Raw genomic sequence first — 15699 nt, forward strand, 5'->3', positions numbered from 1 at the left:
ATCAAAACCATCGCGATGGAAGACGGTCTGCGTTTCGCAATCCGTGAAGGCGGCCGTACCGTTGGTGCTGGCGTCGTGGCTAAGATCATCGAGTAAACAGTTGTAATGTCTTTTTCAGGCCGGCATAATGGTCGGCCTGATTTTGTTTTAGGTCAGTAGCTCAATTGGCAGAGCGACGGTCTCCAAAACCGTAGGTTGGGGGTTCGATTCCCTCCTGACCTGCCAGATTCACTTGGTGTGTCTGGCTTTCTTTTCACAGGATCTTCATAGATGACTCCTAAAGCTGAAGCTCAAGGCTCTCGCTTCGATTTACTCAAGTGGCTCGTCGTAGTCGCTTTGGTAATTGTTGGCGTTGTCGGTAATCAGTATTACGCTGCTTCGCCGATCCTGTACCGTGTACTCGCATTGCTTGTCATTGCTGCTGTAGCCGCCTTTGTAGGTCTGCAGACTGCCAAGGGCAAGTCTTTCTTTGTACTGGTTAAGGAAGCTCGCACCGAGATTCGTAAAGTCGTATGGCCAACTCGCCAAGAAACCACGCAGACCACGCTGATTGTTGTGGCTGTTGTTCTGGTTATGGCGTTGCTGTTGTGGGGGCTTGATTCCCTGCTCGGCTGGCTTGTTTCCTTGATTGTCGGCTAAGGGTGTCCCGTGGCTAAGCGTTGGTACGTTGTGCATGCTTACTCGGGTTACGAGAAGCATGTAATGCGTTCGTTGATCGAGCGTGTAAAGCTGGCTGGCATGGAAGATGGCTTCGGCGAAATTCTGGTTCCCACTGAAGAAGTGGTTGAAATGCGTAATGGCCAGAAACGCAAAAGCGAGCGCAAATTCTTCCCGGGTTATGTGCTGGTTCAGATGGATATGAACGAGGGTACTTGGCACTTGGTCAAGGATACTCCTCGGGTGATGGGTTTTATCGGCGGTACTGCTGATAAGCCGGCACCAATCACCGATAAAGAAGCTGAGGCGATTTTGCGTCGCGTTGCCGACGGTAGCGACAAGCCGAAGCCGAAGACGTTGTTCGAGCCAGGCGAAACCGTTCGAGTCAATGACGGGCCGTTCGCTGACTTTAACGGCGTTGTTGAAGAAGTTAACTACGAAAAGAGCCGGATCCAAGTGGCAGTGCTCATTTTCGGACGCTCTACTCCGGTAGAGTTGGAGTTCAGTCAGGTCGAAAAGGTCTAGCTGAGCAAGCATCCCAACCCCGCAGCCCTAGGCTGTGGGGTTTTGTCGTCACTGGGATAAACGCGCAAGTAACCGGGGAGCCTTTCGAGGCGTTCGAACCCGTAATTGGAGTGCCTCATGGCCAAGAAGATTACCGCTTACATCAAGCTGCAAGTGAAGGCCGCTCAGGCTAACCCAAGTCCACCTGTTGGTCCTGCTCTGGGTCAGCACGGCGTGAACATCATGGAATTCTGCAAAGCTTTCAACGCCCGTACCCAGGGTCTGGAAGCTGGTCTGCCGACTCCAGTGATCATCACTGTCTACAGCGACCGTAGCTTCACTTTCGAAACCAAATCCACCCCTGCTTCGGTTCTGCTGAAGAAGGCGGCCGGTCTGACCAGCGGTTCCGCTCGTCCGAACACCGTTAAGGTTGGCACTGTTACCCGTGCTCAGCTGGAAGAAATCGCGAAAACCAAAAACGCGGATCTGACTGCAGCTGATATGGATGCAGCCGTGCGTACTATCGCCGGTTCTGCTCGTAGCATGGGCCTTAACGTGGAGGGTGTGTAATGGCTAAGCTGACCAAGCGTCAAAAGGCTATCGCCGGCAAAATCGAAGCAGGCAAGGCCTACAACATTGTAGACGCCGCTGCACTGCTGGCCGAGCTGTCGACTGTCAAGTTCAGCGAGTCGTTCGACGTAGCTGTAAACCTGGGCGTAGACCCGCGTAAATCCGACCAGGTCGTTCGTAGCGCTACTGTGCTGCCACACGGCACTGGCAAGACTGTTCGCGTTGCTGTGTTCACCCAGGGTCCAGCTGCTGAGGCCGCTCTGGCTGCCGGCGCTGACCGTGTAGGTATGGACGACCTGGCTGCCGAAATGAAAGGCGGCGACCTGAACTATGACGTAGTGATCGCATCCCCGGATGCCATGCGCGTTGTAGGTCAACTGGGTCAGATCCTCGGTCCACGTGGTCTGATGCCTAACCCGAAAGTCGGCACTGTTACCCCAGACGTCGCTACCGCGGTTAAAAATGCCAAGGCTGGTCAGGTTCGTTATCGCACCGACAAAAACGGCATCATTCACACTTCCGTTGGCAAGATCGGCTTCGATGCCGTCAAGCTGAAGGAAAACGTTGAAGCCCTGATCGCTGATCTGAAGCGTATCAAGCCAGCTTCTTCGAAAGGTATCTACGTCAAGCGCGTTACCCTGAGCACCACTATGGGCCCAGGTCTGGTCATCGATCAGAGCTCGCTGGACGCGTAAGACAAAAATTGGCGCAGTTGACTGCGCCAATTGAAAGATTGGGGTCCCTGCCTGGCGGGGGCTATCCAAGACCGTAGGCGACGCAAGTCTTAAACCTCAAGCCTACGCAGATGGTGCTCCCGGTTCCTTACCGAATCAGACACCAAAACGACATTCGGTTTCGATCGAATGAAACGGTAACAAGCAGGAGTTAAACCCGTGGCAATTAATCTCGAAGACAAGAAGGCCATCGTCGCTGAAGTCAACGAGGCTGCCAAAGTCGCTCTGTCCGCTGTCGTGGTTGATGCCCGTGGCGTAACAGTAGGCGCAATGACCGGACTCCGTAAAGAGGCTCGTGAAGCTGGCGTTTACGTACGTGTTGTACGTAACACCCTGCTCAAGCGCGCTGTTGCTGACACTCCTTACAGTGTCCTCAACGACGTGTTCACCGGCCCGACCCTGATTGCATTCTCCAACGAACACCCGGGCGCTGCAGCTCGTCTGTTCAAGGAATTTGCCAAGGGTCAGGACAAGTTCGAGATCAAGGCAGCTTCGTTCGAGGGCAAGTTCCTCGCAGCGAATGAGATCGACGTGCTGGCAAGCCTGCCAACTCGCGACGAAGCTATTGCGAAACTGATGAGCGTGATTCAAGGCGCTACCAGCAAGCTGGCTCGTACTCTGGCGGCAATTCGCGATCAGAAAGAAGCAGCTGCAGCCTGAGGCTGAGCGTTTCCACTCTCGCGTATTTTTGTTTATTTCGACGGCCGTACAGGCTGTCCACCAAATCAGGAATTGAGTCATGTCTCTGACTAACGAACAAATCATCGAAGCAATCGGCCAGAAAACCGTTCTGGAAGTTGTTGAGCTGATCAAAGCAATGGAAGAAACCTTCGGCGTGACCGCTGCTGTTGCTGCTGCTGGTCCAGCTGCTGCTGCCGCTGTTGTTGAAGAGCAAACCGAGTTCAACGTTGTTCTGGTTGAAGCCGGCGAGAAGAAAGTAAACGTGATCAAGGCAGTTCGTGAACTGACCGGTCTGGGCCTGAAAGAAGCCAAAGAGAAAGTCGACGGCGCTCCTCAGGTTGTAGCTGAAGGCGTTTCGAAAGAAGCTGCTGAAGACGCTAAGAAGAAGCTGGAAGAAGCAGGCGCTAAAGTCGAGCTGAAGTAAGCATCGACTTTGCTCCTCCAGCCCGAGCGTCAAGCGACAGGCTGATGGCTGGTGGCTCTTGCCACCGGCCTTTTTCCGTTATTGGCAGCCGACTGGGTCGGTGTCGATAACGAGCTGTAACCACCCGATGCGGTGGCGCAAACCATGGGGTTTGCACGATTTTCTGGCTGCTCCCGTCGGGAGGGGCCAAACAAGCAGGTGACCAAGCTGGGGAACGCTGATGGCTTACTCATATACTGAGAAAAAACGTATCCGCAAGGACTTTAGCAAGTTGCCGGACGTCATGGATGTGCCTTACCTCCTGGCCATCCAGCTGGATTCGTATCGTGAATTCTTGCAAGCGGGAGCGACTAAAGATCAGTTCCGCGACGTGGGCCTGCATGCGGCCTTCAAATCCGTTTTCCCGATCATCAGCTACTCCGGCAATGCTGCGCTGGAGTACGTCGGTTATCGCCTGGGCGAGCCGGCATTTGATGTCAAAGAATGCGTATTGCGCGGTGTAACTTTCGCCGTACCTTTGCGGGTAAAAGTGCGCCTGATCATTTTCGACAAAGAATCGTCGAACAAAGCGATCAAGGACATCAAAGAGCAAGAAGTCTACATGGGTGAAATCCCATTGATGACTGAGAACGGTACCTTCGTAATCAACGGTACCGAGCGTGTTATCGTTTCCCAGCTGCACCGTTCCCCGGGCGTGTTCTTCGACCACGACCGTGGCAAGACGCACAGCTCCGGCAAACTGCTGTACTCCGCGCGCATCATTCCTTACCGCGGTTCGTGGCTGGACTTCGAGTTCGACCCGAAAGACTGCGTATTCGTGCGTATCGACCGTCGTCGTAAGCTGCCGGCCTCGGTACTGCTGCGCGCGCTCGGTTATACCACCGAGGAAGTGCTGGACGCGTTCTACACCACCAACGTATTCCACGTGAAAGGCGAAGGCCTGAGCCTGGAGCTGGTGCCTCAGCGCCTGCGTGGTGAAGTTGCTGTTCTCGACATCCAGGACGACAAAGGCAAGGTGATCGTTGAGCAGGGCCGTCGTATTACTGCCCGCCACATCAACCAGCTGGAAAAAGCCGGGATCAAAGAGCTGGACGTGCCTCTGGATTACGTTCTGGGTCGTACCACCGCCAAGGCGATCGTGCACCCGGCTACCGGTGAGATCCTGGCAGAGTGCAATACCGAGCTGTCGACCGAGATCCTGGCGAAAATCGCCAAGGCCGGCGTCGTACGCATCGAAACTCTGTACACCAACGACATCGACTGCGGTCCGTTCGTCTCCGACACTCTGAAGATCGACTCCACCAGCAACCAATTGGAAGCGCTGGTCGAGATCTATCGCATGATGCGTCCAGGCGAGCCGCCAACCAAAGACGCTGCCGAGACCCTGTTCAACAACCTGTTCTTCAGCCCTGAGCGCTATGACCTGTCTGCGGTCGGCCGGATGAAGTTCAACCGTCGTATCGGTCGTACCGAGATCGAAGGTTCGGGCGTGCTGTGCAAGGAAGACATCGTCGCGGTACTGAAGACTCTGGTCGACATCCGTAACGGTAAAGGCATCGTCGACGACATCGACCACCTGGGTAACCGTCGTGTTCGCTGCGTAGGCGAAATGGCCGAGAACCAGTTCCGCGTTGGCCTGGTACGTGTTGAGCGTGCGGTCAAAGAGCGTCTGTCGATGGCTGAAAGCGAAGGCCTGATGCCGCAAGACCTGATCAACGCCAAGCCAGTGGCTGCGGCGGTGAAAGAGTTCTTCGGTTCCAGCCAGCTGTCGCAGTTCATGGACCAGAACAACCCGTTGTCCGAGATCACCCACAAGCGTCGTGTCTCTGCACTCGGCCCTGGCGGTCTGACTCGTGAGCGCGCGGGCTTCGAAGTCCGTGACGTACACCCGACTCACTACGGTCGTGTCTGCCCGATTGAAACGCCGGAAGGTCCGAACATCGGTCTGATCAACTCGCTGGCTGCTTACGCTCGCACCAACCAGTACGGCTTCCTCGAGAGCCCGTACCGCGTGGTGAAAGAGGGTGTGGTCACCGACGACATCGTGTTCCTGTCCGCCATTGAAGAAGCCGATCACGTGATCGCGCAGGCTTCGGCGACCATGAACGAGCAGAAAGTCCTGATCGACGAACTGGTAGCCGTACGTCACCTGAACGAATTCACCGTCAAGGCGCCGGAAGATGTCACCTTGATGGACGTTTCGCCGAAGCAGGTAGTTTCGGTTGCAGCGTCGCTGATTCCGTTCCTCGAGCACGACGACGCCAACCGTGCGTTGATGGGTTCGAACATGCAGCGTCAAGCTGTACCAACCCTGCGCGCTGACAAGCCGCTGGTCGGTACCGGCATGGAGCGTAACGTGGCTCGCGACTCCGGCGTTTGCGTCGTGGCTCGTCGTGGCGGCGTGATCGACTCCGTTGATGCCAGCCGTATCGTGGTTCGCGTTGCCGATGACGAAGTTGAAACCGGCGAAGCTGGTGTCGACATCTACAACCTGACCAAATACACCCGCTCGAACCAGAACACCTGCATCAACCAGCGTCCGCTGGTGAGCAAGGGTGATCGTGTTCAGCGTGGCGACATCATGGCCGACGGCCCGTCCACCGACATGGGTGAACTGGCGCTGGGTCAGAACATGCGCATCGCGTTCATGGCATGGAACGGCTTCAACTTCGAAGACTCCATCTGCCTGTCCGAGCGTGTGGTTCAGGAAGACCGTTTCACCACGATCCACATTCAGGAACTGACCTGTGTGGCTCGTGACACCAAGCTTGGCCCAGAGGAAATCACTGCGGACATCCCTAACGTGGGTGAAGCTGCACTGAACAAGCTGGACGAAGCCGGTATCGTTTACGTAGGTGCTGAAGTCGGCGCAGGCGACATCCTGGTAGGTAAGGTCACTCCGAAAGGCGAGACCCAACTCACTCCGGAAGAAAAACTGCTGCGCGCAATCTTCGGTGAGAAAGCCAGCGACGTTAAAGACACTTCCCTGCGTGTGCCCACCGGCACCAAAGGTACTGTCATCGACGTACAGGTCTTCACTCGTGACGGCGTTGAGCGTGATGCTCGTGCCCTGTCGATCGAGAAGTCCCAGCTGGACGAGATCCGCAAGGATCTGAACGAAGAGTTCCGCATCGTTGAAGGCGCGACCTTCGAGCGTCTGCGTTCCGCTCTGGTAGGCCACAAGGCTGAGGGTGGCGCGGGCCTGAAGAAAGGTCAGGACATCACCGACGAAGTACTCGACGGTCTTGAGCATGGTCAGTGGTTCAAACTGCGCATGGCTGAAGATGCTCTGAACGAGCAGCTCGAGAAGGCCCAGGCCTACATCGTTGATCGTCGCCGTCTGCTGGACGACAAGTTCGAAGACAAGAAGCGCAAACTGCAGCAGGGCGATGACCTGGCTCCAGGTGTGCTGAAAATCGTCAAGGTTTACCTGGCAATCCGTCGTCGCATCCAGCCGGGCGACAAGATGGCCGGTCGTCACGGTAACAAAGGTGTGGTCTCCGTGATCATGCCGGTTGAAGACATGCCGCACGATGCCAATGGCACACCGGTCGACGTCGTCCTCAACCCACTGGGCGTACCTTCGCGTATGAACGTTGGTCAGATCCTTGAAACCCACCTCGGCCTCGCGGCCAAAGGTCTGGGCGAGAAGATCAACCGGATGGTCGAGGAGCAGCGTAAAGTCGCTGAACTGCGTACTTTCCTGGACGAGATCTACAACCAGATCGGCGGTCGTAACGAAGATCTGGACAGCTTCTCCGATCAGGAAATCCTGGATCTGGCGAAGAACCTGCGTGGCGGTGTTCCAATGGCCACTCCAGTGTTCGACGGTGCCAAGGAAAGCGAAATCAAGGCCATGCTGAAACTGGCAGACCTGCCAGAAAGCGGCCAGATGCAGCTGACCGACGGCCGTACCGGCAACAAGTTCGAGCGTCCAGTTACCGTTGGCTACATGTACATGCTGAAGCTGAACCACTTGGTAGACGACAAGATGCATGCGCGTTCTACCGGTTCGTACAGCCTGGTTACCCAGCAGCCGCTGGGTGGTAAGGCGCAGTTCGGTGGTCAGCGTTTCGGGGAGATGGAGGTCTGGGCACTGGAAGCATACGGTGCTGCTTACACTCTGCAAGAAATGCTCACAGTGAAGTCGGACGATGTGAACGGCCGGACCAAGATGTACAAAAACATCGTGGACGGCGATCACCGTATGGAGCCGGGCATGCCCGAGTCCTTCAACGTGTTGATCAAGGAAATTCGTTCCCTCGGCATCGATATCGATCTGGAAACCGAATAACACGTGACGCGATCGAGAGCGGGGCAGGATTGCCCGCTCTCTGCTCCGCCAGGAGGAAAGGCCTTGAAAGACCTACTGAATTTGCTGAAAAACCAGGGTCAAGTCGAAGAGTTCGACGCCATCCGTATCGGATTGGCCTCGCCTGAGATGATCCGCTCGTGGTCGTTCGGTGAAGTTAAAAAGCCGGAAACCATCAACTACCGTACGTTCAAACCTGAGCGTGACGGTCTGTTCTGCGCCAAGATCTTTGGCCCGGTAAAGGATTACGAGTGCCTGTGCGGTAAGTACAAGCGCTTGAAGCACCGTGGTGTGATCTGCGAGAAGTGCGGCGTTGAAGTTGCACTGGCCAAGGTTCGTCGTGAGCGCATGGCGCACATCGAACTGGCTTCGCCGGTTGCCCACATCTGGTTCCTGAAATCGCTGCCGTCCCGTATCGGCCTGCTGATGGATATGACCCTGCGTGATATCGAACGCGTTCTCTACTTCGAGAGCTATGTCGTTATCGATCCGGGCATGACCACTCTTGAAAAAGGTCAGTTGCTGAACGACGAGCAGTACTTCGAAGCGCTGGAAGAGTTTGGTGACGATTTCGACGCCCGCATGGGTGCCGAAGCTGTCCGCGAACTGCTGCACGCTATCGACCTGGAACACGAGATTGGCCGTCTGCGTGAAGAAATTCCGCAAACCAACTCCGAAACCAAGATCAAGAAGCTGTCCAAGCGTCTGAAGTTGATGGAAGCCTTCCAGGGTTCCGGCAACCTGCCAGAGTGGATGGTGCTGACCGTTCTGCCGGTTCTGCCGCCAGATCTGCGTCCACTGGTCCCGCTGGATGGCGGTCGTTTCGCGACTTCCGACCTCAACGACTTGTATCGTCGAGTGATCAACCGTAACAACCGTTTGAAGCGCCTGCTGGATCTGTCCGCTCCGGACATCATCGTGCGCAACGAAAAGCGTATGTTGCAGGAAGCTGTCGATGCACTGCTCGACAACGGTCGTCGTGGCCGCGCTATTACCGGTTCGAACAAGCGCCCTCTGAAATCCCTGGCTGACATGATCAAGGGTAAGCAAGGTCGTTTCCGTCAGAACTTGCTCGGTAAGCGTGTTGACTACTCCGGTCGTTCGGTAATTACCGTTGGTCCGACCCTGCGTCTGCACCAGTGCGGTCTGCCGAAGAAGATGGCTCTCGAGCTGTTCAAGCCGTTCATTTTCGGCAAGCTGGAAATGCGTGGTCTGGCGACCACCATCAAAGCGGCCAAGAAAATGGTCGAGCGCGAACTGCCAGAGGTTTGGGACGTTCTTGCGGAAGTGATTCGCGAACACCCGGTTCTTCTCAACCGTGCACCGACCCTTCACCGTCTGGGTATCCAGGCGTTTGAACCGGTACTGATCGAAGGTAAGGCTATCCAGCTGCACCCTCTGGTCTGCGCCGCGTACAACGCCGACTTCGACGGCGACCAAATGGCCGTGCACGTACCGCTGACGCTGGAAGCCCAGCTCGAAGCGCGTGCGTTGATGATGTCGACCAACAACATTCTGTCGCCAGCCAACGGTGAGCCAATCATCGTTCCGTCGCAGGACGTTGTATTGGGTCTCTACTACATGACTCGTGAAGCGATCAACGCCAAGGGCGAAGGTCGTGTGTTCGCGGATCTGCAGGAAGTTGACCGTGTGTTCCGTGCCGGCGAAGCCGCACTGCACGCCAAGATCAAGGTTCGTATCAACGAAACCGTGAACGATCGTGACGGCAACAGCGTGAACAACACCCGTATCGTCGACACCACTGTCGGCCGTGCGCTGCTGTTCCAGGTTGTGCCAAAAGGTCTGTCGTTCGACGTCGTCAACCTGCCGATGAAGAAAAAGGCGATCTCCAAGCTGATCAACCAGTGCTACCGCGTGGTTGGTCTGAAAGAGACCGTGATCTTCGCTGACCAGTTGATGTACACCGGTTTTGCCTACTCGACCATCTCCGGCGTTTCCATCGGTGTTAACGACTTCGTTATCCCGGACGAAAAAGCCCGCATCATCGGTGCTGCCACCGACGAAGTGAAAGAAATCGAGAGCCAGTACGCCTCCGGCCTGGTAACCCAGGGCGAGAAGTACAACAAAGTGATCGACCTTTGGTCGAAAGCGAACGACGAAGTCTCCAAGGCGATGATGGCCAACCTCTCGAAAGAGAAAGTCATCGACCGTCACGGCGACGAAGTCGAGCAAGAATCGTTCAACTCGATGTACATGATGGCCGACTCGGGTGCGCGGGGTTCCGCAGCACAGATTCGTCAGCTGGCCGGTATGCGTGGTCTGATGGCCAAGCCGGACGGTTCCATCATTGAAACGCCGATTACTGCGAACTTCCGTGAAGGTCTGAGCGTACTCCAGTACTTCATCTCGACTCACGGTGCTCGTAAAGGTCTGGCGGATACCGCGTTGAAAACTGCGAACTCCGGTTACCTGACTCGTCGTCTGGTAGACGTGGCGCAGGATCTGGTCGTGACCGAGATCGATTGCGGCACCGAACACGGTCTGCTGATGACTCCGCACATTGAAGGCGGTGACGTTGTAGAACCGTTGGGTGAGCGCGTATTGGGTCGTGTCATCGCCCGTGACGTATTCAAGCCGGGTACCGAGGACGTTATCGTTCCTGCAGGCACTCTGGTAGACGAGAAGTGGGTTGAGTTCATCGAGCTGAACAGCATCGACGAAGTAATCGTGCGTTCGCCGATCAGCTGCGAAACCCGCTATGGCATTTGCGCCAAGTGCTACGGCCGTGACCTGGCTCGTGGTCACCAGGTGAACATCGGTGAAGCGGTCGGCGTTATCGCTGCCCAGTCCATCGGTGAGCCGGGTACCCAGTTGACGATGCGTACGTTCCACATCGGTGGTGCGGCAAGCCGTACTTCCGCAGCCGACAGCGTTCAGGTGAAGAATGGAGGAACCGTCCGTCTGCACAACCTGAAACACGTTGAGCGTTTGGATGGCAACCTGGTTGCTGTGTCTCGTTCCGGTGAGCTGGCAATCGCTGACGACTTCGGTCGTGAGCGCGAGCGTTACAAGCTGCCGTACGGTGCCGTGATTTCGGTTAAAGAAGGTGACAAGGTCGACGCTGGCGCAATCGTGGCCAAGTGGGATCCGCACACTCACCCGATCGTTACCGAAATGAAAGGTACCGTGACCTACGTGGGCATGGAAGAAGGCATCACGATCAAGCGTCAGACTGACGAACTGACCGGTATGACCAACATTGAAGTACTCGATGCCAAAGACCGTCCGGCTGCCGGCAAGGACATCCGTCCTGCGGTGAAGATGGTCGATGACAACGGCAAGGATCTGTTGCTGCCAGGCACTGACGTTATCGCTCAGTACTTCCTGCCAGCCAACGCTCTGGTCGGTGTTGCGGACGGTGCGAAGATTGCGATCGGTGATGTTATCGCTCGTATCCCGCAAGAAACTTCGAAAACCCGTGACATCACCGGTGGTCTGCCGCGTGTTGCCGACCTGTTCGAAGCCCGTCGTCCGAAAGAGGCGTCGATTCTGGCTGAAGTCAGCGGCACCATCGCGTTCGGTAAAGAGACCAAGGGCAAGCGCCGTCTGGTCATTACCCCGAACGACGGTAGCGATCCGTACGAAGAGCTGATTCCGAAGTGGCGTCACCTGAACGTGTTCGAAGGCGAACAGGTAAACCGCGGCGAAGTTATCTCCGACGGTCCGAGCGATCCGCATGACATCCTGCGTCTGCTGGGTGTAAGCGCGTTGGCCAAGTACATCGTCAACGAGATCCAGGACGTTTACCGCCTGCAAGGCGTGAAGATCAACGACAAGCACATCGAGACCATCCTGCGTCAGATGCTGCGTAAAGTTGAGATCTCCGAGTCCGGCGACTCCAGCTTCATCAAGGGCGACCAGATGGAACTGACTCACGTTCTGGTAGAGAACGAGCGTCTGAATGCGGAAGACAAGTTTGTCTCCAAGTTCACCCGCGTTCTGCTGGGTATCACCAAGGCGTCGTTGTCGACCGAATCGTTCATCTCGGCGGCTTCCTTCCAGGAAACCACCCGCGTACTGACCGAAGCGGCCGTAACCGGCAAGCGCGATTACCTGCGCGGCCTGAAAGAAAACGTGGTCGTGGGTCGTCTGATCCCGGCCGGTACCGGTCTGGCTTATCACAGCGAGCGCAAGCGTCGTCGTGATGCAGACAAGCCGTTGCGCGTGAGCGCCAGTGAAGTGGAAGCAGCACTGACCGAAGCGCTGAACTCGAGCGGTAACTGAGTTCTGCGAAAAATGAGCTGAGGCCCTGATCAAGCCGTTCATCGAATCGAGACAATTTGTCGAGGTTCGACGAGCGGGGAGGTCGGGGCCTTGCCTTGACTGGGGACAAGATCCTCTTTAGACTCTTGATCCCCTAAATTTGGCGGGAATTCGTTCCTGCCATTTTGCTTTTCTTGCAAGACAATAGCGTCGCAAGACAACAGTGGAGCTAGTAGATGGCAACTATCAACCAGCTGGTACGTCAGCCGCGTAAGCGTATCGTCGAGAAATCCGACGTGCCTGCGCTGCAGAACTGCCCGCAACGTCGTGGCGTGTGCACCCGTGTGTACACCACTACGCCGAAAAAACCTAACTCGGCACTGCGTAAAGTATGCCGTGTGCGTCTGACCAACGGTTTCGAGGTTTCCTCGTACATCGGTGGTGAAGGCCACAACCTGCAAGAGCACAGCGTGGTACTGATCCGCGGCGGTCGTGTAAAAGACTTGCCAGGTGTTCGTTACCACACCGTTCGCGGCTCCTTGGATACTTCCGGCGTTAAAGGCCGTAACCAGGGTCGTTCGAAGTACGGTACCAAGCGTCCGAAGTAATCGGCCGTTTTGCAGATTTTCATTTTATTGAGTCGATAAGAGTAAGGTCGGGCGCGCATCCACTGGATCTGTCCCGAGCTAACCTGAAGACCGTTTGAGGGCTTATCAATGCCAAGACGTCGCGTAGCAGCAAAGCGTGAGATTCTGGACGATCCGAAATACGGAAGCCAAATCCTCGCCAAATTCATGAACCACGTTATGGAAAGCGGCAAGAAAGCCGTTGCCGAGCGTATCGTTTATGGTGCCCTGGAAACCGTTGCGGCTCGCAAGACCGGCACCGATCCCCTGGAACTCTTCGAAAAAGCACTCGACGCCATCGCTCCGCTGGTCGAAGTGAAGTCGCGCCGCGTTGGTGGTGCTACTTACCAGGTTCCGGTCGAGGTTCGTCCGTCCCGTCGTAACGCTCTGGCAATGCGCTGGTTGGTAGACTTCGCCCGCAAGCGCGGCGAGAAGTCTATGGCTCTGCGCTTGGCTGGCGAGCTGCTGGATGCTGCTGAAGGTAAAGGTGCTGCTGTTAAGAAGCGTGAAGACGTGCACCGTATGGCCGAAGCTAACAAAGCTTTCTCGCACTACCGCTTCTAATTTTAGCTTCACTAATTTTGCGAGGGCTTTATGGCTCGTACTACTCCGATTAGTCGCTACCGTAACATCGGTATCGTCGCTCACGTGGATGCTGGTAAAACCACCACCACCGAGCGCGTCCTTTTTTACACTGGCAAAAGTCACAAAATGGGCGAGGTGCATGACGGCGCCGCGACCACAGACTGGATGGTTCAGGAGCAGGAGCGTGGTATTACCATTACTTCTGCTGCCATTACCGCCTTCTGGAAAGGTTCCGAGAAGCAGTACCCGCACGAGCATCGCTTCAACGTAATCGATACCCCGGGCCACGTAGACTTCACCATTGAAGTAGAACGTTCCCTGCGCGTACTCGACGGCGCTGTCGTTGTGTTCTGCGGTACTTCGGGTGTTGAGCCTCAGTCGGAAACCGTATGGCGTCAGGCCAACAAATACGGCGTTCCACGTCTTGTTTACGTAAACAAGATGGACCGTGCTGGTGCCAACTTCCTGCGCGTGATCGGTCAGATCAAACAGCGTCTGGGTCACACTCCGGTGCCGATCCAGCTGGCTATCGGTTCGGAAGACAACTTCCAGGGCCAGATCGACCTGATCAACATGCAAGCTGTCTACTGGAACGACTCTGACAAGGGTATGGTTCCAGTTCGCAAGGAAATCCCTGCGGACATGCTCGAGCTGGCTGAAGAGTGGCGCAACAACATGGTTGAAGCCGCCGCCGAAGCCAACGAAGACCTGATGAACAAGTACCTGGAAGGTGAAGAGCTGTCGATCGAAGAGATCAAGGCTGCTTTGCGTGCACGTACTATCGCCGGCGAAATCGTTCTGGCTGTTTGCGGTTCTTCGTTCAAGAACAAGGGCGTTCCCCTGGTTCTCGACGCCGTTATCGACTTCCTGCCTGCTCCGACCGACATTCCTGCTATCAAGGGTTCCAACCCTGATAACGAGGAAGAAGAGATGGAGCGTCATGCAAGCGACGACGAGCCGTTCGCGGCCTTGGCGTTCAAGATCGCTACCGACCCATTCGTGGGTACCTTGACCTTCGTCCGCGTTTACTCGGGCGTGTTGAACTCCGGCGACGGCGTGATCAACTCGGTTAAAGGCAAGAAAGAGCGCGTGGGTCGTATGGTGCAAATGCACGCAAACGCCCGTGAAGAGATCAAGGAAGTGCGCGCTGGCGACATCGCGGCCCTGATCGGCATGAAGGACGTCACCACTGGTGAGACCCTCTGCAACGCTGACAAGCCAATCATCCTGGTTCGCATGGACTTCCCGGAGCCGGTTATTTCGGTTGCCGTAGAGCCTAAGACCAAGGATGACCAGGAAAAAATGGGTATCGCTCTGGGCAAGCTTGCTCAGGAAGACCCGTCTTTCCGCGTTAAAACTGATGAAGAGACTGGTCAAACGATCATCTCCGGCATGGGCGAACTGCACCTGGACATCCTGGTTGACCGGATGCGCCGTGAGTTCAACGTCGAAGCCAACATCGGCAAGCCGCAGGTTTCGTACCGTGAGCGCATCACGAAGAACTGCGAAATCGAAGGCAAGTTCGTTCGTCAGTCCGGCGGTCGTGGCCAGTTCGGTCACTGCTGGATTCGCTTTGCTCCTGCTGACGAAGGTCAGGAAGGTCTGCAATTCCTGAACGAAGTAGTGGGTGGTGTGGTTCCTAAGGAATACATCCCGGCTATCCAGAAGGGTATCGAAGAGCAGATGAAGAACGGCGTTGTTGCCGGCTATCCGCTGATCGGCCTGAAGGCTACCGTGTTCGATGGTTCTTACCACGACGTCGACTCCAACGAGATGGCGTTTAAAGTGGCTGCTTCCATGGCGACCAAGCAACTGGCCCAGAAGGGCGGTGGTGAGTTGCTCGAGCCGATCATGGCGGTAGAGGTTGTTACGCCTGAAGACTATATGGGTGATGTGATGGGCGACCTTAACCGTCGTCGCGGCATGATCCAGGGTATGGAAGACACAGTGTCCGGCAAGGTTATCCGTGCCGAGGTTCCACTGGGTGAGATGTTCGGTTATGCGACCGACGTTCGTTCCATGTCCCAGGGTCGCGCAAGCTACTCTATGGAATTCAAAAAATACGATACGGCTCCGTCGCACATCGTCGAATCCGTTACCAAAAAACAAGGCTGATTCAGCCCCTTTAGGCTAGGAGTTAATTGTCGTGGCTAAAGAAAAATTTGATCGTTCCCTACCGCACGTAAACGTTGGCACCATCGGCCACGTTGACCACGGTAAAACCACTCTGACCGCTGCTCTGACTCGCGTCTGCTCCGAAGTTTTCGGTTCGGCCGTAGTTGAATTCGACAAGATCGACAGCGCACCAGAAGAAAAAGCTCGCGGTATCACCATCAACACCGCGCACGTTGAGTACAACTCGAACATTCGTCACTACGCTCA

At 55.8% G+C, this 15699-nt stretch carries 13 protein-coding genes and 1 tRNA gene; all 14 read left to right on the top strand.

The genetic code is table 11. The features are described from left to right. On the top strand, positions 1-96 hold a 96-nt coding region (locus AC07Y2_RS28305; protein ID WP_463402504.1), incomplete at its 5' end, for an EF-Tu C-terminal domain-related protein. Positions 97-149: 53 nt separating this feature from the next. Beyond that, a tRNA-Trp gene (locus AC07Y2_RS28310) sits at positions 150-225 on the top strand. A gap of 45 nt (positions 226-270) precedes the next feature. Beyond that, positions 271-639, top strand: a complete 369-nt coding sequence (secE, locus tag AC07Y2_RS28315) for a preprotein translocase subunit SecE (RefSeq protein ID WP_007957600.1) — start codon at positions 271-273, stop codon at positions 637-639. 9 nt (positions 640-648) lie between these two features. Next, entirely contained in the window at positions 649-1182 is a 534-nt protein-coding gene (nusG, locus tag AC07Y2_RS28320) for a transcription termination/antitermination protein NusG (protein WP_007957598.1), read from the top strand. A gap of 117 nt (positions 1183-1299) precedes the next feature. Beyond that, positions 1300-1731, top strand: a complete 432-nt coding sequence (gene rplK / locus AC07Y2_RS28325; protein ID WP_003228756.1) for a 50S ribosomal protein L11 — start codon at positions 1300-1302, stop codon at positions 1729-1731. After that, a complete protein-coding gene (gene rplA / locus AC07Y2_RS28330; protein ID WP_003228754.1) occupies positions 1731-2426 on the top strand; it encodes a 50S ribosomal protein L1 in 696 nt (231 codons plus the stop codon). The genes rplK and rplA overlap by 1 nt, the downstream gene beginning before the upstream one ends. A gap of 198 nt (positions 2427-2624) precedes the next feature. Further along, positions 2625-3125: a 50S ribosomal protein L10 gene (rplJ, locus tag AC07Y2_RS28335; protein ID WP_007957597.1), complete on the top strand. Its 501-nt coding sequence runs from the start codon at positions 2625-2627 to the stop codon at positions 3123-3125. Between the two features lie 79 nt (positions 3126-3204). Then, positions 3205-3570 (top strand): 50S ribosomal protein L7/L12, encoded by a 366-nt coding sequence (rplL, locus tag AC07Y2_RS28340; RefSeq protein WP_007957596.1) that lies wholly within the window; start codon positions 3205-3207, stop codon positions 3568-3570. Between the two features lie 220 nt (positions 3571-3790). After that, a complete protein-coding gene (gene rpoB, locus AC07Y2_RS28345) occupies positions 3791-7864 on the top strand; it encodes a DNA-directed RNA polymerase subunit beta (RefSeq protein ID WP_039772428.1) in 4074 nt (1357 codons plus the stop codon). 63 nt (positions 7865-7927) lie between these two features. Continuing rightward, positions 7928-12127: a DNA-directed RNA polymerase subunit beta' gene (rpoC, locus tag AC07Y2_RS28350; protein WP_103385522.1), complete on the top strand. Its 4200-nt coding sequence runs from the start codon at positions 7928-7930 to the stop codon at positions 12125-12127. Between the two features lie 215 nt (positions 12128-12342). Then, positions 12343-12714 carry a 30S ribosomal protein S12 gene (rpsL, locus tag AC07Y2_RS28355; RefSeq protein WP_003186084.1) on the top strand — a complete coding sequence of 124 codons (372 nt, stop codon included), beginning with the start codon at positions 12343-12345 and terminating at the stop codon, positions 12712-12714. A 108-nt stretch (positions 12715-12822) separates the two neighbouring features. Continuing rightward, the gene (rpsG, locus tag AC07Y2_RS28360) at positions 12823-13296 is read left to right on the top strand and encodes a 30S ribosomal protein S7 (protein ID WP_007957592.1); all 474 of its coding nucleotides are present in this window, start codon (positions 12823-12825) and stop codon (positions 13294-13296) included. Between the two features lie 30 nt (positions 13297-13326). After that, positions 13327-15432, top strand: coding sequence for an elongation factor G (fusA, locus tag AC07Y2_RS28365; RefSeq protein WP_039772423.1), 2106 nt, complete (start codon positions 13327-13329; stop codon positions 15430-15432). Positions 15433-15463: 31 nt separating this feature from the next. Next, the coding region (locus tag AC07Y2_RS28370) for a GTP-binding protein (RefSeq protein ID WP_316906963.1) at positions 15464-15699 on the top strand (236 nt) is incomplete at its 3' end.

The organism is Pseudomonas sp. GW456-12-1-14-TSB6, assembly GCF_059424205.1.